The organism is Pseudomonas sp. S3E17 (genome assembly GCF_024168685.1).
Classification (GTDB): domain Bacteria; phylum Pseudomonadota; class Gammaproteobacteria; order Pseudomonadales; family Pseudomonadaceae; genus Aquipseudomonas; species Aquipseudomonas marginalis.
Map to the genome: position 1 here is coordinate 4,159,435 of NZ_JALJWE010000001.1, position 19,714 is coordinate 4,179,148.

General features: G+C 61.7%; 18 protein-coding genes and 1 pseudogene. 11 read left to right on the forward strand and 8 right to left on the reverse strand.

What is annotated here, in order from left to right:
- Window positions 1–29 precede the first annotated feature (29 nt).
- Entirely contained in the window at window positions 30–1,004 is a 975-nt protein-coding gene (locus tag J3D60_RS18740; protein ID WP_015886213.1) for a serine/threonine protein kinase, read from the forward strand.
- A 16-nt stretch (window positions 1,005–1,020) separates the two neighbouring features.
- On the opposite strand, the pseudogene J3D60_RS18745 reads toward J3D60_RS18740, so the two are convergent.
- Window positions 1,021–1,107: pseudogene (locus tag J3D60_RS18745) on the reverse strand (outer membrane lipoprotein carrier protein LolA); the annotation flags it as partial.
- 85 nt (window positions 1,108–1,192) lie between these two features.
- Here J3D60_RS18745 and rarD point away from each other — a divergent pair.
- On the forward strand, window positions 1,193–2,077 hold the full coding sequence (gene rarD, locus J3D60_RS18750) for an EamA family transporter RarD (RefSeq protein ID WP_027605956.1): 885 nt from the start codon (window positions 1,193–1,195) through the stop codon (window positions 2,075–2,077).
- A 222-nt stretch (window positions 2,078–2,299) separates the two neighbouring features.
- On the opposite strand, the gene J3D60_RS18755 is transcribed toward rarD, so the two are convergent.
- On the reverse strand, window positions 2,300–2,812 hold the full coding sequence (locus J3D60_RS18755) for a glycine cleavage system protein R (protein WP_027605957.1): 513 nt from the start codon (window positions 2,810–2,812) through the stop codon (window positions 2,300–2,302).
- 266 nt (window positions 2,813–3,078) lie between these two features.
- Here J3D60_RS18755 and J3D60_RS18760 point away from each other — a divergent pair, with 266 nt between their 5' ends.
- Complete coding sequence (locus tag J3D60_RS18760) at window positions 3,079–5,256, forward strand: malate synthase G (RefSeq protein ID WP_253492340.1); 2,178 nt, start codon at window positions 3,079–3,081, stop codon at window positions 5,254–5,256.
- 69 nt (window positions 5,257–5,325) lie between these two features.
- On the opposite strand, the gene J3D60_RS18765 is transcribed toward J3D60_RS18760, so the two are convergent.
- Entirely contained in the window at window positions 5,326–5,757 is a 432-nt protein-coding gene (locus J3D60_RS18765) for a hypothetical protein (protein WP_253492342.1), read from the reverse strand.
- Between the two features lie 118 nt (window positions 5,758–5,875).
- Window positions 5,876–6,322, reverse strand: coding sequence for a response regulator (locus tag J3D60_RS18770; RefSeq protein ID WP_027605960.1), 447 nt, complete (start codon window positions 6,320–6,322; stop codon window positions 5,876–5,878).
- Between the two features lie 246 nt (window positions 6,323–6,568).
- Between J3D60_RS18770 and J3D60_RS18775 the strand changes: the two genes are divergently transcribed.
- The 8 genes from J3D60_RS18775 (at window position 6,569) to J3D60_RS18810 (ending at window position 15,386) form a co-directional block, all read left to right on the forward strand.
- Window positions 6,569–8,491, forward strand: a complete 1,923-nt coding sequence (locus J3D60_RS18775) for a putative nucleotidyltransferase substrate binding domain-containing protein (RefSeq protein WP_253492344.1) — start codon at window positions 6,569–6,571, stop codon at window positions 8,489–8,491.
- Window positions 8,488–9,195: a 3'-5' exonuclease gene (locus J3D60_RS18780; RefSeq protein WP_253492346.1), complete on the forward strand. Its 708-nt coding sequence runs from the start codon at window positions 8,488–8,490 to the stop codon at window positions 9,193–9,195. Before J3D60_RS18775 ends, J3D60_RS18780 begins: the two co-directional genes overlap by 4 nt.
- A 100-nt stretch (window positions 9,196–9,295) precedes the next feature.
- Window positions 9,296–9,814, forward strand: a complete 519-nt coding sequence (locus J3D60_RS18785; RefSeq protein ID WP_027605963.1) for an RNA polymerase sigma factor — start codon at window positions 9,296–9,298, stop codon at window positions 9,812–9,814.
- Window positions 9,811–10,791 (forward strand): FecR family protein, encoded by a 981-nt coding sequence (locus tag J3D60_RS18790; protein ID WP_253492349.1) that lies wholly within the window; start codon window positions 9,811–9,813, stop codon window positions 10,789–10,791. Before J3D60_RS18785 ends, J3D60_RS18790 begins: the two co-directional genes overlap by 4 nt.
- An 86-nt stretch (window positions 10,792–10,877) precedes the next feature.
- Window positions 10,878–13,316: a TonB-dependent siderophore receptor gene (locus J3D60_RS18795; RefSeq protein ID WP_253492352.1), complete on the forward strand. Its 2,439-nt coding sequence runs from the start codon at window positions 10,878–10,880 to the stop codon at window positions 13,314–13,316.
- A gap of 63 nt (window positions 13,317–13,379) precedes the next feature.
- Window positions 13,380–14,483, forward strand: coding sequence for a PepSY domain-containing protein (locus J3D60_RS18800; protein ID WP_253492354.1), 1,104 nt, complete (start codon window positions 13,380–13,382; stop codon window positions 14,481–14,483).
- Window positions 14,480–14,650, forward strand: coding sequence for a DUF4175 domain-containing protein (locus J3D60_RS18805; RefSeq protein WP_253492358.1), 171 nt, complete (start codon window positions 14,480–14,482; stop codon window positions 14,648–14,650). Before J3D60_RS18800 ends, J3D60_RS18805 begins: the two co-directional genes overlap by 4 nt.
- Before the next feature lie 106 nt (window positions 14,651–14,756).
- Window positions 14,757–15,386: a glutathione S-transferase gene (locus J3D60_RS18810; protein ID WP_253492361.1), complete on the forward strand. Its 630-nt coding sequence runs from the start codon at window positions 14,757–14,759 to the stop codon at window positions 15,384–15,386.
- Between the two features lie 186 nt (window positions 15,387–15,572).
- On the opposite strand, the gene creD is transcribed toward J3D60_RS18810, so the two are convergent.
- From creD to J3D60_RS18830, 4 genes are read right to left on the reverse strand one after another with little or no spacing between them, the layout of a single operon-like run.
- Window positions 15,573–16,946, reverse strand: coding sequence for a cell envelope integrity protein CreD (creD, locus tag J3D60_RS18815; RefSeq protein ID WP_253492365.1), 1,374 nt, complete (start codon window positions 16,944–16,946; stop codon window positions 15,573–15,575).
- A gap of 51 nt (window positions 16,947–16,997) precedes the next feature.
- Window positions 16,998–18,437 (reverse strand): two-component system sensor histidine kinase CreC, encoded by a 1,440-nt coding sequence (gene creC / locus J3D60_RS18820; RefSeq protein ID WP_253492369.1) that lies wholly within the window; start codon window positions 18,435–18,437, stop codon window positions 16,998–17,000.
- The gene (gene creB / locus J3D60_RS18825; protein WP_027605971.1) at window positions 18,437–19,105 is read right to left on the reverse strand and encodes a two-component system response regulator CreB; all 669 of its coding nucleotides are present in this window, start codon (window positions 19,103–19,105) and stop codon (window positions 18,437–18,439) included. The genes creC and creB overlap by 1 nt, the downstream gene beginning before the upstream one ends.
- A gap of 9 nt (window positions 19,106–19,114) precedes the next feature.
- Window positions 19,115–19,615, reverse strand: a complete 501-nt coding sequence (locus J3D60_RS18830) for an ATP-dependent zinc protease (RefSeq protein WP_027605972.1) — start codon at window positions 19,613–19,615, stop codon at window positions 19,115–19,117.
- Between the last annotated feature and the right edge of the window lie 99 nt (window positions 19,616–19,714).

The window sequence follows — 19,714 nt, forward strand, 5'->3', positions numbered from 1 at the left end:
GCGGCGCCCTGCTGCGCGCAGGAGTTCGCATGGCCCATCCGTTTGAAACCCTCACCCCCGACCTGGTACTCGACGCTGTCGAAAGCATCGGTTTTCTCAGCGATGCCCGCGTTCTGGCGCTCAACAGCTACGAAAACCGCGTGTATCAGGTGGGCATCGAAGACTCCGAACCGCTGATCGCCAAGTTCTACCGCCCCCAGCGCTGGACCAACGAAGCGATCCTCGAAGAGCACCGTTTCACCTTCGAGTTGGCCGAGTGCGACGTGCCGGTGGTCGCGCCGATGATTCATAACGGCGAAAGCCTGTTCGAACACGCCGGTTTCCGCTTCACCCTGTTCCCCCGCCGTGGCGGCCGCGCACCGGAGCCGGGCAACCTTGACCAGCTTTATCGCCTTGGGCAACTGCTCGGCCGCTTGCACGCCGTGGGTTCCACCCGCCCGTTCGAACACCGCGAAGCCTTGGGTGTGAAGAACTTCGGTCACGACTCGCTCAATACGTTGCTCGAAGGCAATTTCATTCCCAAGAGCCTGCTGCCAGCCTACGAGTCCGTGGCCCGCGACCTGCTCAAGCGCGTGGAAGAGGTCTACAAAGCCACGCCGCACAAGAACATCCGCATGCACGGCGATTGCCACCCCGGCAACATGATGTGCCGTGATGAGATGTTCCACATCGTCGACCTCGACGATTGCCGCATGGGCCCGGCGGTGCAGGACTTATGGATGATGCTCGCCGGTGATCGCCAGGAATGCCTGGGCCAGCTGTCGGAACTGATGGACGGCTACCAGGAATTCCACGACTTCGACCCGCGTGAACTGGCGCTGATCGAGCCGCTGCGCGCGTTGCGCCTGATGCACTACAGCGCGTGGCTGGCACGGCGCTGGGATGATCCGGCTTTCCCCCACAGCTTCCCGTGGTTCGGCAGCGAGCGGTATTGGGGCGACCAGGTGCTGGCGCTGCGCGAGCAACTCTCAGCGCTCAACGAAGAACCCCTCAAACTCTTCTGAAATCGCCGCTCGCTCCTGTAGGAGCGAGCTTGCTCGCGAAAAACCTGAGGGCGCCGCGTGCAGTCAGGATGCCCGCGTTATCGTTAACGATCTTCGCGAGCAAGCTCGCTCCTACAGAAGGGTAATCCCATTGGTTGACAAATATCCTTACAATCGCCCTTTGTTAGCTGCCTAAGCAAGGATTCCGCATGCAAGCCGCCAACCCCCGCAAGGGGTACATCCTGGGCCTGAGCGCCTATGTCATCTGGGGTCTGTTCCCGCTCTACTTCAAAGCCATCGCCAGTGTGCCCGCCGCCGAAATCATCGTGCACCGGGTGCTGTGGTCAGCGCTGTTCGGTGGTTTGCTGCTGATGGTGTGGAAGCACCCGGGCTGGTTCCGCGAACTGCGCGACAACCCCAGGCGCCTGGCAATCCTGGCACTCAGCGGTTCGTTGATCGCCGGTAACTGGCTGACCTATGTGTGGTCGGTGAACAGCGGGCGCATGCTTGAAGCCAGCCTGGGCTACTACATCAACCCACTGGTGAATGTGCTGCTGGGCATGCTGTTGCTCGGCGAGCGCCTGCGTCGCCTGCAATGGGTGGCCGTGGGGCTGGCCGCAGTGGGTGTGGCGCAACAGGTCTGGCAGGTGGGCAGCTTGCCGTGGGTATCGTTGGTACTGGCACTGACCTTCGGTTTCTACGGCCTGATCCGCAAGCAGGCGCCGGTCAAGGCGCTGCCAGGGCTGGTGGTGGAGACCTGGATGCTGGTGCCGATTGCGGTGGCCTGGTTGTTGTTCAACCCGTCGGCCCACAGTGCGCAACTGGCGTTCTGGAGCACATCCGAAGCCTGGTGGCTGGTGGCGGCCGGACCGGTGACGTTGATCCCGCTGGTGTGCTTCAACGCCGCCGCACGGCATTTGCCCTACACCGCCTTGGGCTTTTTGCAGTATGTGGCACCGACCCTGGTGTTGCTGGAAGCGGTGCTGCTGTTCGGTGAGCACCTGGCGTCAAGCACGCTGATCGCGTTTGCCTTTATCTGGGCCGGGCTGGTGGTCTACAGCGTCGATGCCTGGTTGAGCGTGCGCAAACGCTGATCAAATAACGTACAAACCTCTGCAAGCCCCAGCCGGCCAGGCTTGCAGAGATCAACCCCAAGGTTATCCACAACCTGGTCCCCGCCATTTGTGCACAAGCCCTTGAAACTGCTCGTTTTTTGCTCAGTTGGCGCAGAAGCCCGGTAGACGTGGCCTGGCGCCGGGTCTCTACAGGTTATCCACAGGCCCATGCAAGATTTCCATGCATAACCTTGGGGGTGGTTATTCCTCGCTGTGCAGTTCCACCATCAGATCATCCGCCAGGGTTTCCAGGGATTCCTGCAACGCCTCCAAGGACAAGCTCGACGGCACCTGCAACAGCGCCTCGGCGCTGAACAGCGGGTCACCGCTCATCGGTGCCGGGCGTACATCGGTGCTCAAGCGCTCCAGGTTGACGCCCTGCTTGCTCAACAGCGCCGTGATCTCGCGCACGATGCCCGAGCGGTCGTTGCCCAGCAGCGTCATCACGATCGACTTGGACGCCGATGCCTGGCCACTGCTGCCCTCGCCCACCAGCACGCGAATACCGTGTGTGGATAAATCCTCCAAAGCCCCCACCAAGGCCTGACGACTCTCGGCAGGCACGCTGACCCGCAGGATCCCGGCAAACTGCCCGGCCATATGCGCCATTCGGCTTTCCAACCAGTTGCCGCCGTGGGCCGCGATATTCTGCGCGATGCGTTCCACCAGGCCGGGTTTGTCGGCGGCGATAATAGTGAGTACAAGATGGTCCATGGCGAAGCCCTCTGAATTCAATCTACAAGGTGGACCCGGGGGCCCGCGAAAACAAATCGTGTACCATTTTTATATTTATCTGGAACAATCCAATAGTTTTTTGAGAACATCCGGTTCTCCGCTGTGACCGTACGACCAAAGTGGGTCGCTAAACGACGTATTTAGTCTAATTTTCACAACCGCAAGTCATCATGTAGTATGCCCTCCCGTGCACTACATAATGAAAATCCGAAACAGCGCATTAGCTCCGCAGAGTGAGGCAAGCAATGACTGAACACGTTCAAGTCGGTGGCCTGCAGGTCGCCAAAGTCCTGTTCGACTTCGTGAACAACGAAGCCATTCCCGGTACCGGCATCACTGCCGACCAGTTCTGGGCCGGTGCCGACAAGGTCATCCACGACCTGGCACCGAAGAACAAAGCCCTGCTCGCCAAACGCGACGATTTCCAGGCGCGGATCGATACCTGGCACCAGACCCACGCCGGCCAGGCACATGACCCGGTGGCCTACAAAGCCTTCCTGCAAGACATCGGATACCTGCTGCCAGAAGCCGCAGACTTCCAGGCCTCGACCCAAAACGTCGATGACGAGATCGCCCGCATGGCCGGCCCGCAGCTGGTGGTGCCGGTGATGAACGCCCGCTTCGCCCTCAACGCGTCCAATGCGCGCTGGGGCTCGCTGTACGACGCCCTGTATGGCACCGACGCCATCAGCGAAGCCGACGGCGCCGAAAGGGGCAAGGGCTACAACAAAGTGCGTGGCGACAAGGTGATCGCCTTCGCCCGTGCCTTCCTCGACGAAGCCGCGCCGCTGAGCGCCGGCAGCCATGTCGACTCCACCGGCTACAAGGTCGTCGACGGCAAGCTGATCGTCAGCCTCAAGGGCGGCAGCAACAGCGGCCTGCGTGACGACGCCCAGTTGATTGGTTTCCAGGGCCCTGCGGCCGAGCCGATCGCGATCCTGCTGAAACACAACGGCCTGCACTTCGAAATCCAGATCGACGCCAGCACCCCGGTTGGCCAGACCGATGCCGCCGGTGTCAAAGACGTGCTGATGGAAGCCGCACTCACCACCATCATGGACTGCGAAGACTCCGTCGCCGCCGTCGATGCCGATGACAAGGTGGTGATCTACCGCAACTGGCTCGGCCTGATGAAGGGCGACCTCGCCGAAGAAGTGGCCAAAGGCGGCAAGACCTTCACCCGCACCATGAACGCCGACCGCGTCTACACCGGCGTCGACGGCCAGGACGTGACGCTGCACGGCCGTTCGCTGCTGTTCGTGCGTAACGTTGGCCACTTGATGACCATCGACGCGATCCTCGACAAAGACGGCAACGAAGTACCGGAAGGCATCCTCGACGGCCTGCTCACCAGCCTGGCGGCGATCCACAGCCTCAACGGCAACAACACGCGCAAGAACAGCCGCACCGGTTCGGTCTATATCGTGAAACCGAAGATGCACGGCCCGGAAGAAGCCGCGTTCACCAACGAGCTGTTCGGCCGCATCGAAGACGTGCTGAACCTGCCGCGCAACACCCTCAAGGTCGGGATCATGGACGAGGAGCGCCGCACCACGGTCAACCTCAAGGCCTGCATCAAGGCCGCCAGCGAGCGCGTGGTGTTTATCAACACCGGCTTCCTCGACCGCACCGGCGACGAGATCCACACTTCCATGGAAGCCGGCGCGATGGTGCGCAAGGCGGCGATGAAGGCAGAAAAATGGATCGGCGCCTACGAGAACTGGAACGTCGATATCGGTTTGAGCACCGGCCTGCAAGGCCGTGCGCAGATCGGTAAAGGCATGTGGGCGATGCCCGACCTGATGGCGGCGATGCTCGAACAAAAAATCGCCCACCCACTGGCCGGCGCCAACACCGCCTGGGTGCCATCGCCGACGGCCGCCGCACTGCACGCGCTGCACTACCACAAGGTCGACGTGTTCGCGCGCCAGGCCGAACTGGCCAAGCGCGAACGCGCGTCGGTGGACGACATCCTCACCATTCCCCTGGCCAGCAACACCGACTGGTCCGAGGAAGAAATCCGCAACGAACTGGACAACAACGCTCAGGGCATCCTCGGCTATGTGGTCCGCTGGATCGACCAGGGTGTGGGCTGCTCGAAAGTGCCGGACATCAACGACGTCGGCCTGATGGAAGACCGCGCGACGCTGCGTATCTCCAGCCAGCACATTGCCAACTGGCTGCGCCACGGCATCGTCAACGAAACCCAGGTCATGGAAAGCCTCAAGCGCATGGCGCCGGTGGTGGATCGTCAGAATGCCGGGGATGCGCTGTACCGTCCGCTGGCGCCGGATTTCGACAGCAACATTGCGTTCCAGGCAGCGGTGGAGTTGGTGATTGAAGGGACTAAACAGCCGAATGGCTATACCGAGCCGGTGTTGCACCGTCGGCGCAGGGAGTTCAAGGCCAGGAATGGCTTGTAATTAACTGGAATTAAAAAGCCCTGGTCGAAAGATCAGGGCTTTTTCAATGCGCTCCGAGCAGCAGGACTGTCACGTATAGGAGTTTCTGAAAGTGCCATTGAGCACAACAAAAGACCCGTCTCCCTTCCCATAGCGTACGTTCAGCAGTACGCCAGTGTGTTCAAAGGCCGTACCGAATTGAGGCCGTTCGACCGAGAGCCAAATCGTCCCTTCTATCGCTGAATAATACAGTTCGCCATCCGGTGCCCGGTACCACGGTCTAAGATCCTTCGCGTCGAAGGTGTGAAGGCCATTCGGTACGTCGTGGCCATACCGCAGGTCGATGCGTTCTGAATCAGCGCCTAATATTGCAGTCCACGATAGGGCTCCAATCACTTCTTTAGCCTGAAAAAAGCGAGCAGCTTGATTCTCAAGAACCAGAATATGGGCACTACCCTCTTGAGCATTGGTTCGGGCTTTTTGTAATTCCGTATCGTCGATAGGTGTTTTTTCAGTACTCATAATGAGTTCCTTTTCAGTGGTTATGAAGATGGATCAATACTCCATGCAAGCTGAACCACTAAACACCCAATGCTTCATGAGCTCTACTGTCAGAATTGACAGTTTCGACAAACGGAAACTACTGCGCCATCCCCAGCTCCCGCTTCACCAGCTTCGCCAACTTCACGCTGTCGATCGGCTTCAACAGAAAATCCACCACGCTCAAATGCATCGCATCAATCACATCCGGCGCTTCGGCATCCCCCGACATGATGATGATCGGCAGCGCCGCGCGGGTGGATTCGCGCACTTGCTTGATCAACTCCAGACCATTGCTGGGTTTCATGCGCAGATCGGTGATCAACAAACCGATGGAACTGCTGGACTTCAATAAATCCCACGCGGCCTCGCCACTGTCAGCCGTCATGCAGCGAATACCGTCCAAGCCCAGGATCTCCGCCAGCAGTTCACGCGCGTCCTTGTCGTCGTCAACAATCAATACGCGTTGTGGCGGTAGATCAGGCTCCAGCATCACGGCGCTCAGCGCCTCGCGCTCGGCATCACTTAAAATATCGTGGTCGGACATACGTTTCTCAGCGGTTTTCGACAATCTTCCAGCACACTCGTCAGACATCTGCGGAAGGGCGTTCAATGTGCACTTCGTCGGAAAGTTTGCCTAGTGGGTGTTCTACGGGGTTTGGACGATAGTCGTGTAAGGTTTTTCCCTAGTTCTGCGGCGTTTTCATCGACCTAGACTTACGTCCAATGGGCACCCGCCGCTCAGGAGTCGACCATGGAGGACGATAACGACAAAAAAATTGCGGTCATGGTTATGAGTAAAGCTGATGCCTTCGCCCAGGCGGGAAAAACTGCTGTATTGCAGAACATCCACGGCACCCTGCAGTTCCTGCAACGCTTCCCACCGTTCAACCAGATGGAAAACGCGCACCTTGCGTTTCTGGTGGAACAGTGCCAACTGCGCTTCTTCGGCCCCGGCGAGAGCATCCTCAAGCCGTCGGGCGGGCCGGTGGAACACTTCTACATCGTCAAGCAGGGCCGCGTCGTGGGTGAACGGCCGGACGCCACGCAAGCCACCTTCGAAATCACCACCGGTGAGTGTTTCCCCCTCGCGGCGCTGCTAGGTGAGCGCGCCACCCGCACCGAACACAAGGCCGCTGAAGACACCTTCTGCCTGCAACTGAACAAGCCGGCCTTTATCAAGCTGTTCGCGCTGTCCAGCCCGTTCCGCGACTTCGCCCTGCGCGGTGTCAGCAGCCTGCTCGACCAGGTCAACCAACAAGTGCAGCAAAAAGCCGTGGAAACCCTCGGCACCCAATATTCCTTGAATACCCGCCTGGGCGAATTGGCCATGCGCCATCCGGTCACCTGCAGCCCGCAGACACCGTTGCGCGAAGCGGTAACGCTGATGCATGAGCAGCAGGTGGGCAGCATTGTGATCGTCGATGAACACAAGGCGCCCCTGGGCATTTTCACCCTGCGCGACCTGCGCCAGGTGGTGGCCGACGGCACCGGCGACTTCAGCCAGGGCATTGAAGGCCATATGACCCAGGCGCCGTTCTTTTTAACGCCGGATCACAGCGCCTTCGACGCGGCCATCGCCATGACCGAGCGGCATATCGCCCACGTCTGCCTGGTCAAGGACCAGCGCCTGTGCGGCGTGGTGTCCGAGCGCGACCTGTTTTCCCTGCAACGGGTCGACCTGGTGCACCTGGCCCGCACCATCCGCAATGCGCCACGGGTAGAGAACCTGGTAGCGCTGCGCGGCGAGATCGGCCAACTGGTGGAGCGCATGCTCGCCCATGGCGCGTCGTCTACCCAGATCACCCACATCATTACCCTGCTCAACGATCACACCGTGTGCCGGGTGATCGAGTTGACCCTGGCCGAAAAAGGCGACCCGGGCGTGCCGTTCAGTTGGCTGTGTTTCGGCAGCGAAGGCCGGCGCGAGCAGACGCTGTACACCGACCAGGACAACGGCATCCTGTTCGAAGCCAGGGACGCGGTGGAAGCCGCCGAGATTCGCGAGCGGTTGCTGCCCCTGGCACAGCAGATCAACCAGAGCCTGGCGCTGTGCGGGTTCAGCCTGTGCAAGGGCAACATCATGGCCGGCAACCCCGAGTTGTGCCTGTCGCGGGCGGAATGGGCGCGACGGTTTGCGGCGTTTATTCGCGAGGCGACGCCGGAGAACCTGCTGGGCTCGAGTATCTATTTCGACCTGCGCGTGGTGTGGGGCGATGAACGCGGCTGCGAGCAACTGCGCCAGGGCATTCTCGACCAGGTCGGGGATAACCGGCTGTTCCAACGCATGCTGGCCGAGAATGCCTTGCGCCAGCGCCCGCCCGTAGGGCGTTTCCGCGATTTTGTGCTGACCCGCAAAGGCGCGGAAAAGGCCACCCTCGACCTCAAGGTGCAGGGCCTGACCCCCTTTGTCGACGGCGCACGCCTGCTGGCCCTGGCCAACGGCATCCACGCCAATAACACCCTGGAGCGCCTGCGCCAGCTGGTGGTCAAGGAAGTGATCGAGCCCCTGGACGGCGCCGCCTATGAAGAGGCCTATCACTTTATCCAGCAAACCCGCATGCAGCAGCATCAGTTGCAGACCCGCGAGAACCAGCCGTACTCCAACCGAGTCGACCCCGACAGCCTCAACCACCTGGACCGCCGCATCCTGCGTGAATCCCTGCGCCAGGCCCAGCGCCTGCAAAGCAGCCTGACCTTGCGGTATCAGCTGTGAGCTTGTTTGACTGGCTGCGCACGGCCAAGCCCAGACTCGATACCGCGCAACAACGGCGCCTGGAACAACTCCCCAGGCCCGTAGTGTTGGGCGACAGCACGTTGCGCAGCCAACGCTGGGTAGTGGTGGACCTGGAGACCAGCGGCCTGAATCTCAACCGTGACCAGGTGCTGTCCATCGGCGCGGTGGTAATCGAGGACGGCGCGGTGGATTTTTCCCAACTGTTCGAGCGCACCCTGCACCGCGCCGGCACCAAACTCAGCCCCAGTGTGCTGATCCACGGCCTCGGCCCCAGCGCCATCGCGGCGGGCAGCGACCCGGCCGAGGCCCTGCTGGACTTCATGGAGTTCGTCGGCGACAGCCCGCTGCTCGCCTTCCACGCGCCATTCGATCAACACATGCTGGGCCGCGCCCTCAAGGACAGCCTGGGTTACCGTCTGGCCCATACGTTTCTCGATGTAGCCGACATCGCCCCGCTGTTGTGCCCCGAGGCGCATATCCGCGAGGCCGGCCTGGACGACTGGATCAACCACTTCAACCTGCACGTGGGCGAACGCCATCACGCCAGCGCCGATGCCCTGGCCACGGCGGAGCTGATGCTGATCCTGTTCAGCCGCGCGCGTCAGCAGCAGATCGACACGCCTCAGGCGCTGCAAGAGCGCTTGAGCCAATGGAAACGGCGCAGGCACGCGCCATCATTTTAATGTCATCTCCCGACGGACGCCAATTGCACCCGCCCCACGCCTCTGACACAATCGCGAATAATTCTCGTTAGTTTAAAACTTTTATTTATTCGGTGATGCCTTGTCGTCGGTCCAGAACCCACACAGTGAGCTTGTTGGTGCGTTGTATCGCGACCATCGTGGCTGGCTGTTGGCCTGGCTGCGGCGCAATGTGGCCTGCCCGAGCCGTGCCGAAGACCTGAGCCAGGACACCTTCATGCGCCTGCTCGGCCGTGACGAGTTGCGCGAGCCCCGCGAACCACGGGCGTTTCTGGTGGCCATCGCCAAGGGCTTGCTGTTCGACTACTTCCGCCGCGCGGCCCTCGAACAGGCCTACCTCAGCGAACTGATGCTGATCCCGGAAAGCGAACACCCGTCGCCGGAAGAACAGCAACTGATCCTCGAAGACCTCAAGGCCATCGACCGCCTGCTCGGCAAACTGTCGAGCAAGGCCCGCGCCGCCTTCCTCTATAACCGCCTCGACGGCCTGGGCCATGCCGAAATCGCCCAGCGCCTCGGGGTGTCGGTGCCGCGTGTGCGTCAGTACCTGGCCCAGGGCATTCGCCAGTGCTACATCGCCCTGTATGGCGAGCCGCTGTGAACGTGATCAGTTCCAAGCCCGTGTCGGCCCGTGTCCTGGATGCGGCGATTGCCTGGCAGTTGTCCCTCGATTCAGGTGATGACAGCGCGGTGGAGCGCGAAGAATTCAGCAAATGGCTGGCCAGCGATGAGGAGCACGCCCGTGCCTGGCGCCAACTGGGCATGCTCGACCAGCGTTTCAGCGTGGCGTCGGGCCCGGCGCGGGCGGCGTTGTTACAGTCGCGCGAGGGCATTCGCCAGCGCGTGCGCAAGCTCGGCAGCGGCCTGGCGAGCATTGCCCTGGTGTGCGGCCTGGCATTGTTTGCCGGCGAGCGCTACGTGCCGATCCATTATTGGCTGGCCGACCAGCGCACCGCCACCGGGGAGCAGCGCACGCTGAAACTGGCGGACGGTACGTTGATCAACCTCAACACCCACAGCGCCATCGACGTGCGCTTCGATGAGAAGCGCCGACTGATCGTGCTGCAGGAAGGCGAAATCCTCGTCGAAACCGGCCACAACGATGCGCGCCCGTTTTATGTGCAAACCCGCGACGGCAGCCTGCGCGCGCTGGGCACGCGGTTTATCGTCAAACGCGAAGACGACGCTACGCGCCTGAGCGTGCTGCAATCAGCGGTGGGCGCCCAGCCTGAGGCGCTGCAGCACGAACAGGTGTTCAAGGCAGGCCAGCAGGTGCTGATGCGCAGTGACGGCCTCGGCCCTGCACTGGCCGTCACCCCCGCCAGCGATGCCTGGACCCGCGGCATGCTGGTGGTCGACAACGCCCGCCTGGGCGATGTGGTGCAGGAACTCAGTCGCTACCGCACCGGCCATCTGGGTGTGGATAAAACCGTGGCGGACCTGCGCATCACCGGCAGCTTCCCGCTGCACGACACCACCCTGGCGCTCAACGCGCTGCTGCCCACCCTGCCGGTGCAGATCGAACAGCACACGCCGTGGTGGGTGACAGTGGTCGCCAAGACACCTGAGGCCAAATAAAAAATATTTTCCACCGGCCCTATCACTTTTTAAATCTCGCTCGGCACATAGGCAATTGCGAATTACTTCCATTCAGGAGCCGCCCTATGTCCCGCACGCTAGACACCTTGTTGCGCCCCAGCCTGTTAGCCGTGGCCATTGCCCTCAGCGCCCCGCTGGCCAGCACTGCGCTGATTGCCGCCGAACAAGCCTCCAGCGTGCGCGCCTACAACCTGCCGGCCGCTTCATTGGCCAGCACCCTGAACCAGATCGCCAGCCAGGCCGGCCTGGCACTGACCCTCAACCCAGCGTTGGCCTCGGGCAAGACCTCGGCCCCGGTCCAGGGCCAGTTCGATGCACCGGGCGCACTGCGTGAAGCCTTGCGTGGCACCGGCTTGCAGCTGGAGCAGAGCAGCGCCGGGACGTATACGCTGGTGGCGGTTCCGGAGGGGGTGATGGCGCTGCCAGTGACCAATATCACAGGGCAAGGCGGCTATGAAAGCGCATGGGGTCCGGTGGACGGTTATGTCGCAACACGCACCGCAGCCGGCACCAAAACCGATACACCGATTGCCGAGCTGCCGCGCTCAGTCACAGTAATCACTCGCCAGCAGATGGAAGACCGCTCGGTTCTCAACCTCAACGACGCATTGCGCTACACCGCAGGTGTGCAAAGCAGCGGCTACGGCTCCGACTCGCGCAGTGACTGGCTGCTGGTACGCAGTTTTGTCCCGACCCAATTCCTTGACGGCCTGCCGTTACCCAAAGGCAACTACGCCACACCGAAGATCGACACGTGGAACCTGGAACGCATTGCCGTCCTGCGCGGACCTGCATCCTCGGTTTACGGCCAAACCCCACCCGGCGGTCTGCTGGACATGGTCAGCCGCCGCCCCCAGGCCGAAAGCTCGAATGAAATCGAAGTGCAGGCCGGCAGCAACAACCACAAACAGATCAACTTCGACAGCACCGGCAAGATCGACGACGAGGGTCAGTTCCTCTATCGCGTCAGCGGCGTGGTGCGCGACAGCAACACTGCCGTGGATCACATCCCGGACAAACGCTACAACATCGCCCCGAGCCTGACCTGGAATATCAACGACGACACCAAGCTGACGTTGCTCACCCAGTTCACCCGTGACGATACCGGTATCACCGGGCAGTTCCTGCCATTGCAAGGCACCAAACTGAGTTCACCGGCCGGCAAGATTTCCCATCACAAGAACCTGGGTGATCCGGACTGGGAATTCTACGACCGCACCTACTACGCCCTCGGCTACGCCTTCGAAACGCGCCTGAACGATACCTGGCAGTTCCATCAGAACCTGCGCTATACCAAGAACGATCTGTCGTTCCAGGGCATCACTGCCGGTGGCGCATTCTTTCCGAATGGTCCTGAAGTGGCGGTCGACGCCGACGGCAACGTGAGTCGCTCCGCCGGCAAGGTCGATGAAAATATCGGTCAGTTCGCCGTCGACAACAACTTCCAGGCCGACTTCCAAACCGGTGTGGTCAACCACACGCTGTTGCTGGGCCTCGACCATCAGCGCTCCACCAGCGATGCCCGCTGGCTGTGGGGCTCTGCAGGAGTGCCGACGATCAATTTCAACCGTCCGGTGTACGGGCAGGACTTCTCCAAGGTCCAGTACTTCACCATGTACGACTACACCCAGAAGACCCAGCAGACCGGCCTGTACGTCCAGGACCAGATGGCACTCGACAACTGGCGCCTGACCCTCGGCGGCCGTGAAGACTGGGTGCATACCGGCACCACTTTCCACAACCTGAATGACGCAACCAACACTCAGCGTGACAAGCACTTCAGCGGCAACGCAGCACTGAGCTACGTCTTCGACAACGGCATCACCCCGTACCTGTCCTACGCCGAATCATTCCAGGCCGGCTCAGGCACCCAAGTGGGCAGCACCGGGGCATTCAAACCCACCGAAGGTAAACAGTACGAAGCCGGTATCAAGTACCAGCCTCCAGGCACCAAGGCACTGTTTACCGCTGCCGTGTTCGACCTGACCCAGCAAAACACCTCAGTCACCGAGGGCAGCATCACTCGCCAGGTGGGTGAAGTGCAGGTGCGCGGCCTGGAATTGGAAGCCAGTGCCGACGTCACCGAAAGCCTTAAGCTGGTGGGTTCCTACACCTATAACGACAGCGAAATCACTCAAGGCGTAGCCGCTGAAAAAGGCAACCGCCTCAACCAATTACCTCGCAACCAGGCCACAGGCTGGGCTGACTACACATGGCGCAGCGGGCCACTCGACGGTTTTGGTGTGGGTGCGGGCGTACGTTACGTCGGCGACACCTACGGCAACGCTGCCAACACCGACTTGGGCCATGTAGGCTCCTACACCGTTTATGACGCCTCGGTGCATTACGATCTCGGCCGCTTGAACAGCACCATGAAGGGTGTGACCGTGGCCGTTGATGCCAAGAACATCTTCAACAAGGACTACCTGTCCACCTGTGATGGTTTCTACTGCTACTACGGCGACCAACGTAACGTGGTCGCCAGCGTGAACTACAAATTCTAAGACGGTGATAAACCGCTGATGAAGGGCCGCCTGAACTGCGGCCCTTTTGCCTTTGGAGCCGTGATGAAAAGCAAAACCATCCGCCGCTGGTCCTTCATCCACACCTGGACCAGCCTGATCTGCACGGTGTTCCTGCTGCTGCTCGCCCTCACCGGCCTGCCGCTGGTGTTTCACCACGAGATCGACCACCTGTTGGGCAACGAGCCCGAGCTGGCGCAGATGCCTGCCGATACGCCACAGCTCAACCTCGAGCAACTGGTGAGCAAGGCCCAGGCCCATCGCCCGGGCGAGGCCATGCAATACCTGGCGTGGGATGAAGACGACAAGAACGGTGTGATCGCGATCATGGCCGCCACAGCGGGGGCCGAGCCCAACTCGTCCCACACTTTCATGCTCGACGCGCGCACCGGTGAGGCGGTCGAGATGCCGTCGGCCAATGGCGGGTTCACCCTGTTCCTGCTGCGCCTGCATGTGGATATGTTCGCCGGCCTGCCGGGCAAGCTGCTGCTGGCGTTCATGGGCATTCTGTTTGTGCTCGCGATTGTCTCGGGCACGGTGCTGTACCTGCCGTTCATGCGCCGCTTGAAGTTCGCCACCGTGCGCAAGGACAAGTCCAGGCGCCTGCGCTGGCTCGACCTGCATAACCTGATCGGCGTGGTCACCCTGACCTGGGCGCTGGTGGTGGGCGTGACCGGCGTGATCAGCGCCTGTGCCGATTTGATCATCGCCGCCTGGCGCACCGACAGCCTCAGCGCGATGATCGAACCCTACAAAAACGCCCCGCCCCTGACCCAACGCGCCCCCGCGAGCGAGCTGCTGAGCATCGCCGCCAAGGCCGCGCCCGGCATGCAGCCGGACTTTATCGCCTTCCCCGGCACACGCTTTTCCAGCGAGCACCATTACGCGGTGTTCATGAAGGGCAGTACGCACCTGACCTCGCACCTGCTCACGCCGGTCCTGATCGACGCCAGCACCCTGGCCGTCACCGCCATCGCCGAACGGCCGTGGTACATGGACGCCATGGGCATGTCGCAGCCACTGCACTTCGGCGACTACGGCGGCATGCCGATGAAGATCCTCTGGGCAGCGCTGGATGTGCTCACCATCATCGTGCTGGTGAGTGGGATTTACTTATGGATCGTGCGGCGCAAGGCGGGCAAGGCATGAAGCCAAGGCAATCGAGTTTCTGGAAGGTATTTGGCATTCCCCTGGGGATTGGCCTGCTCAGCGCCGCCGGGTTGTTTGCGGCGTTGCTGGGGGATGGGCTGTGGGATTCGTTGAGTTGGGTGGGGTTGGGCATCCCCGCGCTGATCGGCGTATGGGCCCTCCTGTAGGAGCCGGCTTGCCGGCGAAAAACCAGAGAACACCGCGTCAAAGCAGACGCGCTGCGTTATCGTTAACGTTCTTCGCGAGCAAGCTCGCTCCTACAGAGGAAAGCCCATGTCTGTGCCTAGCATGACCTTGTTCCACAACCCCGCGTCACCGTTCGTGCGTAAAGTCCGCGTGCTGCTGGCCGAGACCGGCCAGCAGGACCGCGTCGCCCTGCACGGTTGCATGCCGACCCCGGTCAACCCGGATGCGCAGCTGGTGCAAGGCAACCCCGTGGGCAAGATCCCGGCCCTGCGCCTGGCCGACGGCAGCGTGCTGCACGACAGCCGGGTGATCCTCGATTACTTCGACCACCAGCACGTCGGCAACCCGCTGATCCCCCGCGATGGCTCGGCCCGCTGGCGGCGCCTGACCCTGGCTTCGATGGCCGACGGCATCATGGATGCCGCCGTGCTGGTGCGCTACGAGACCGCCCTGCGCCCGGTGGAAAAACACTGGGCGCCGTGGCTCGACGAACAGCGCAACAAGATCCACCGCGCCCTCGCCGAGCTGGAACAGGACGCCATCGCCGAGCTGACCAGCCACTTCGATATCGCCTCGATCAGCGTAGCCTGCGCCCTGGGTTACCTCGACTTCCGCCATCCGGACATGCATTGGCGCTCGGACAATCCCAAGCTGGCCGCCTGGTACGCCGAGGTCAGCCAGCGGCCTTCGATGCTGGAGACCCAGCAGCCCGTGTGACGTTCACACCGACCCAATGTGGGAGCGGGCTTGCCCGCCATCGCGGTATGTCATTCAGCACAGCTGTTTCTGAACCACCGCTATCGCGGGCGAGCCCACTCCCACATTGGACGGTGATGGTATTGAGGAATGTGGCGATCCTTGCGGCTAACTGCGCCCCCACTTGCTGATCCTCCCGCAACCCGATCATTGCACCGCCTCCAGGTCGAACTGCAGGGGCTCGGCCGCCTTGCGCTTGCCCACGCCGTACCAATCCAGCTTACGCGTCAGCACCATCACCGTCCCCAGCAGCCCGAACAGCAGCAGCGAGCCCATCAGCAGTGCGTAGTCCTCGGCACTCAACAGCCCGTACAGCAAGCCATACAGCGCCGCCAGCCCCGCCGAAAACCCCAGGCCATGGGCAACGCTGCGCAGCACGTGGCACACGTAGAACCCGATCAACAGCACACAGGCACTCGCCGAAATCAGGTAAGCCAAGGCAAAACCCAGGTGCTCGGACAACGACAACAACAGCAGGTAGAAGAACGCCAAGGCAACACCCACCAATGCGTACTGGACGGGGTGCACCGCCAGGCTCTTGAGCACTTCGAAGAGGAAGAAACCGGCAAAAGTCAGGGCGATAAACAACAGCGCGTATTTGATCGCGCGGTCGCTCTTGAGGTACTGGTCCACCGGATCGATGAAGTTCACGCCGAAGCTGCGGTTGTTGAAGTCGTTGCAGCCCTGGCCGTCCAGGCAGGTTTGCAGGGCCTGTTCGAGGTTGGTGGAAAAGAATGAGGTCTGCCAGTTGGCCGTGAAGCCGTTGTCAGTCACTTCGCGCTGGGCCGGCAGGAAGTTGCCGATAAAACTCGGATGCGGCCAGTTGGAGGCCAGGGACACCTGACTGGTCTTGCCCACCGGCACCACCTGCAGTTGCTCGGTGCCTTGCAGGCGCAGGTCGAAGGCGAAGTCCACTACAGCCGGTTTCCTGCTGTCCTGCTCCGGCAATGCCACATGCACGCCCTCCCCCAGCCAGTCCACTTGGGAGCCCGGTTCGAACTCCAGGCGCTGGCTGCCCAGCTCCAGCTTCAACGCATTTTCGATGCCGCGAATATCGCTGATCCCCACCGCCAGAAACGCCGGTTCAAAGCGGTAATCGGCAAAGTTTTCGGTGATGCCCAACTGCGCAGGCAGCTCGAAACGCCCACTGATACGGTTGTCGGCATGGAACAGCCGCGCCTGGTAAATCCCCCGTGCGCGCAGTTCGGTCTGCACCTTGCCGTCCAGCTCAAAACGGTCCGGCAGGAAATACAGGCGACCCCGCTCTTCACGGGTGACCTCGTAGCGCTTGTTGAGTTTTTCATTGAGCTTCCACTCGCGCACGGTCTTGCGATACGGCACCACCATCACCGGCCCGGTGAGGCGCTGGGCGTAGCTGGAACTGCGCGCGATGTCCATCAGGACGCCGTCGCGCAGTTGCTGGCGGTCACTGATGATGCCGTTGATCATCAGCAATGGAATCAGCAACAGCAGGATCAGCAGCGCAATCGCGCCAAGTTTGAAAAGCAGGCTGCGGTTCATGGGTCTCTCCCTGTTTTGATGAGGAGAGTCTGGGCAGCCTGTGTGGGGGATTTATGTGGGCAATGTGGAGACTGTGTGGAGATGCAGCACCACGTGCACGCCGCCCGGCACATTGCCGATCTGCAAGGCGCCGCCGTGCAGCTTCATGACTTCCTCGACAAAGTTGAGGCCCAGGCCGGTGCTCTTGCGCCCGCTGCCGGGACGCGGCAGGGAATAGAAGCGCTCGCTGAGACGCGGCAAGGCATAGTCGGGGATCGGTGCGGCCTGATTGAACAGGCTCACCTGCACGTCGTTGTGCAGTGTCTGTGCGCTGAATCTCAACACGCCACCGGGCGGTGTGAAGTCCAGCGCGTTGTCCAGCAAGTTGCCCAGTGCCTGGCGCAACAGGAAGGGCTCGCCAAACACCTTCACATCCGCCGCAATCCCTTGCTCGACGTGCAGCCCGGCGCTTTCGATTCGCGCACACTGGGCGTTGAGTACATCGTCGACCAAGGCCGCCAGCGGGATACTCGCCTGCTCCTCCAAACCCTGGCGTTGCTCTACCTGCGCCAGGTTCAGCAGGCGTTCGATCAACTGCTGCAGGCGCGCGCTTTCGCTGTCGATATTGCCGACGAAGCGCTGCTGCTGTTCGCGGCTCATATCGCCCTGCAGCAACTCTGCCGCACCGCGAATCGCGGCCAGCGGGCTTTTCAATTCATGGGTCAGGGTGTGCACGTAATGCTCGACGTAGGCCTTGCCCTCCAGTTGCGTACGCATGTGCTCGACGGCGGTAGACAGCTGCTTCAGCTCGCCGCCGCGATAATGCGGCAGCTCCGCCCTTCGACCTTCACTGACGGCTTCGGCGTAGGCGGTCAGGCGACGCAGTGCAACGCTCAGCCACCACGACAGCAACGCACCGAGCAACAGGCCGAGGATGACCAGGCCCGCGCCGTACCACAGCAGGCGGCGCTCAGTGCGGTCGACATACGGCTGCAATGAGCTGTTGGGCTTGGCCACGGTGACCACGCCGATGATCTGCCCGTTATCGCGGATCGGCGCGCCGACGTGCATCACCGATGAGGTGGGGTCATCCGCTGCGCTGCGGGTGGAGCGCGCGCCGTATTCGCCGCGCAGGGTCAGGTAGACGTCGTTCCACTTCGAGTAGTCCTGCCCCACCGCTTCGCCCGTGGAGTCGAGCAATACGGTGCCCTTGGCGTCGGTCACGTAGATACGGTGGTTGACCTGGTTTTTCGCCAGGCCCCAGATGGTCGCGCCCGGCTGGCGGTTGCCGTAGGCCTTGAGCAATTCGGGCCAGTGGCTCTGGCCGAGGGTGCCGTTCTTCACGTCTTCGCGCAGGATTTCGGCCAGCAGGTTGGCGGTGTCCACCAGGGTTTCTTCGGTGGACTGGCGCACGCCGGGGCGGATTTCCTTCATCACCGTACTGAGCACGAAGTAACCGGTGAGGCCGATAAACAGCGCATACACCAGGAAAATCCGCAGCCCCAGGCGCATCAGCTGTTGCTCGGGCTGTAGCTGTAGCCGAGGCCGCGATGGGTCTGGATCGGCTCGGCATCGGCGGCCACGCTGCGTAACTTGCTGCGCAGGCTCTTGATGTGGCTGTCGATATTGCGCTCGTAACCGGCGTCGGCCGCCACGCCCACCGCGTCCAGCAACTGCTCGCGGCTGAACACCCGCTCGGGTTGCTCCAGCAGGCTTTGCAGCAGGCGGAATTCATGCCGGGTCAGGCTCAGGGGTTGGCCGCGATAGCTGATCTGCATGCGCTCCAGATCGACCTGGAACAGCGCCGGCGCCACACCGGGGCCGACGCGCTTGAGGATCGCCCGTACCCGCGCCGCCACTTCCCGTGGGCTGAACGGCTTGACCACGTAATCGTCGGCGCCGATCTCCAGCCCGACCACGCGGTCGATCTCACCATCCCGCGCGCTGAGGAACATCACCGGCACTTCGCTGAAACGGCGCAATTGCTTGCAGGTTTCAAAACCGCTGATGTCCGGCAGGCCGATGTCGAGGATGATCAGGTCGGCGGGGGTCTGGCGCTGATGGGCCAATGCCTCCTGGCCGAGGCTCAGCCAGGTGGTGGTAAAGCCCTCGCCTTGCAGGGCGAATATCAGCGTGTCGGCTATCGCCGCTTCGTCTTCGACAATCAGGATGTGGGGCATGGGTTCAAATCAGCAGTCCGGTTTGTCGGCAGTGTAGCGACGGGCCGGGTTTACTGCTGCGCCAAATTCACGCAAGGCCTTGGCGCCGATCAGCAACGGGTAATTGAAGCTGCTGCGGTCGGTGAGGTTGACCTCGACGGTACGCTTGACGTTGCCCAGGCACATTTCCAGGTCGATCACCGGGCGCTTGGCCACGGTGGCTTCGTCCTTGTCGTCGTCTTCATCGGCGCGGCTCTTGATCTTGCTGATGCGCGAGACCTTGTGTTCGTAGACCTTGTTGGTAGCGTCCTTGCCGCCGAGGCGGAAGCGCACCCAGTCGTCACCGTCACGGGTGAAGGTCTCGATGTCACGGGCCGACAGCGAGGCGGTCAGCGCGCCGGTGTCCATCTTGGCCTTGAAGGTTTCGCCGATCTCCGGCAACTGGATGTATTCGTAGCGACCGTAAAGGGTCGGCTCGGCGGCCATGACAGGCAGGGCAACCAACGCGAGGGAGGCAAGAAGCAGTTTCACGAAGTGATTTCCTCGGAAAGAAGTAGGCGGATTCTAGACCGCAAAGACGGCACTTAGTTAGTCACGCCCACCATAACCGGCACATTGTGAAACATTCGT

What these genes read in the sequence shown, in the direction of transcription:
- creD (WP_253492365.1), bottom strand. Translation starts at nt 16,946, where the DNA reads ATGAACCGCAGCCTGCTTTTCAAACTTGGCGCGATTGCGCTGCTGATC.
- J3D60_RS18775 (WP_253492344.1), top strand. Translation starts at nt 6,569, where the DNA reads ATGAGTAAAGCTGATGCCTTCGCCCAGGCGGGAAAAACTGCTGTATTG.
- J3D60_RS18760 (WP_253492340.1), top strand. Translation starts at nt 3,079, where the DNA reads ATGACTGAACACGTTCAAGTCGGTGGCCTGCAGGTCGCCAAAGTCCTG.
- J3D60_RS18800 (WP_253492354.1), top strand. Translation starts at nt 13,380, where the DNA reads ATGAAAAGCAAAACCATCCGCCGCTGGTCCTTCATCCACACCTGGACC.
- J3D60_RS18795 (WP_253492352.1), top strand. Translation starts at nt 10,878, where the DNA reads ATGTCCCGCACGCTAGACACCTTGTTGCGCCCCAGCCTGTTAGCCGTG.
- creB (WP_027605971.1), bottom strand. Translation starts at nt 19,105, where the DNA reads ATGCCCCACATCCTGATTGTCGAAGACGAAGCGGCGATAGCCGACACG.
- J3D60_RS18765 (WP_253492342.1), bottom strand. Translation starts at nt 5,757, where the DNA reads ATGAGTACTGAAAAAACACCTATCGACGATACGGAATTACAAAAAGCC.
- rarD (WP_027605956.1), top strand. Translation starts at nt 1,193, where the DNA reads ATGCAAGCCGCCAACCCCCGCAAGGGGTACATCCTGGGCCTGAGCGCC.
- J3D60_RS18770 (WP_027605960.1), bottom strand. Translation starts at nt 6,322, where the DNA reads ATGTCCGACCACGATATTTTAAGTGATGCCGAGCGCGAGGCGCTGAGC.
- J3D60_RS18755 (WP_027605957.1), bottom strand. Translation starts at nt 2,812, where the DNA reads ATGGACCATCTTGTACTCACTATTATCGCCGCCGACAAACCCGGCCTG.
- J3D60_RS18810 (WP_253492361.1), top strand. Translation starts at nt 14,757, where the DNA reads ATGTCTGTGCCTAGCATGACCTTGTTCCACAACCCCGCGTCACCGTTC.
- J3D60_RS18805 (WP_253492358.1), top strand. Translation starts at nt 14,480, where the DNA reads ATGAAGCCAAGGCAATCGAGTTTCTGGAAGGTATTTGGCATTCCCCTG.
- J3D60_RS18740 (WP_015886213.1), top strand. Translation starts at nt 30, where the DNA reads ATGGCCCATCCGTTTGAAACCCTCACCCCCGACCTGGTACTCGACGCT.
- creC (WP_253492369.1), bottom strand. Translation starts at nt 18,437, where the DNA reads ATGCGCCTGGGGCTGCGGATTTTCCTGGTGTATGCGCTGTTTATCGGC.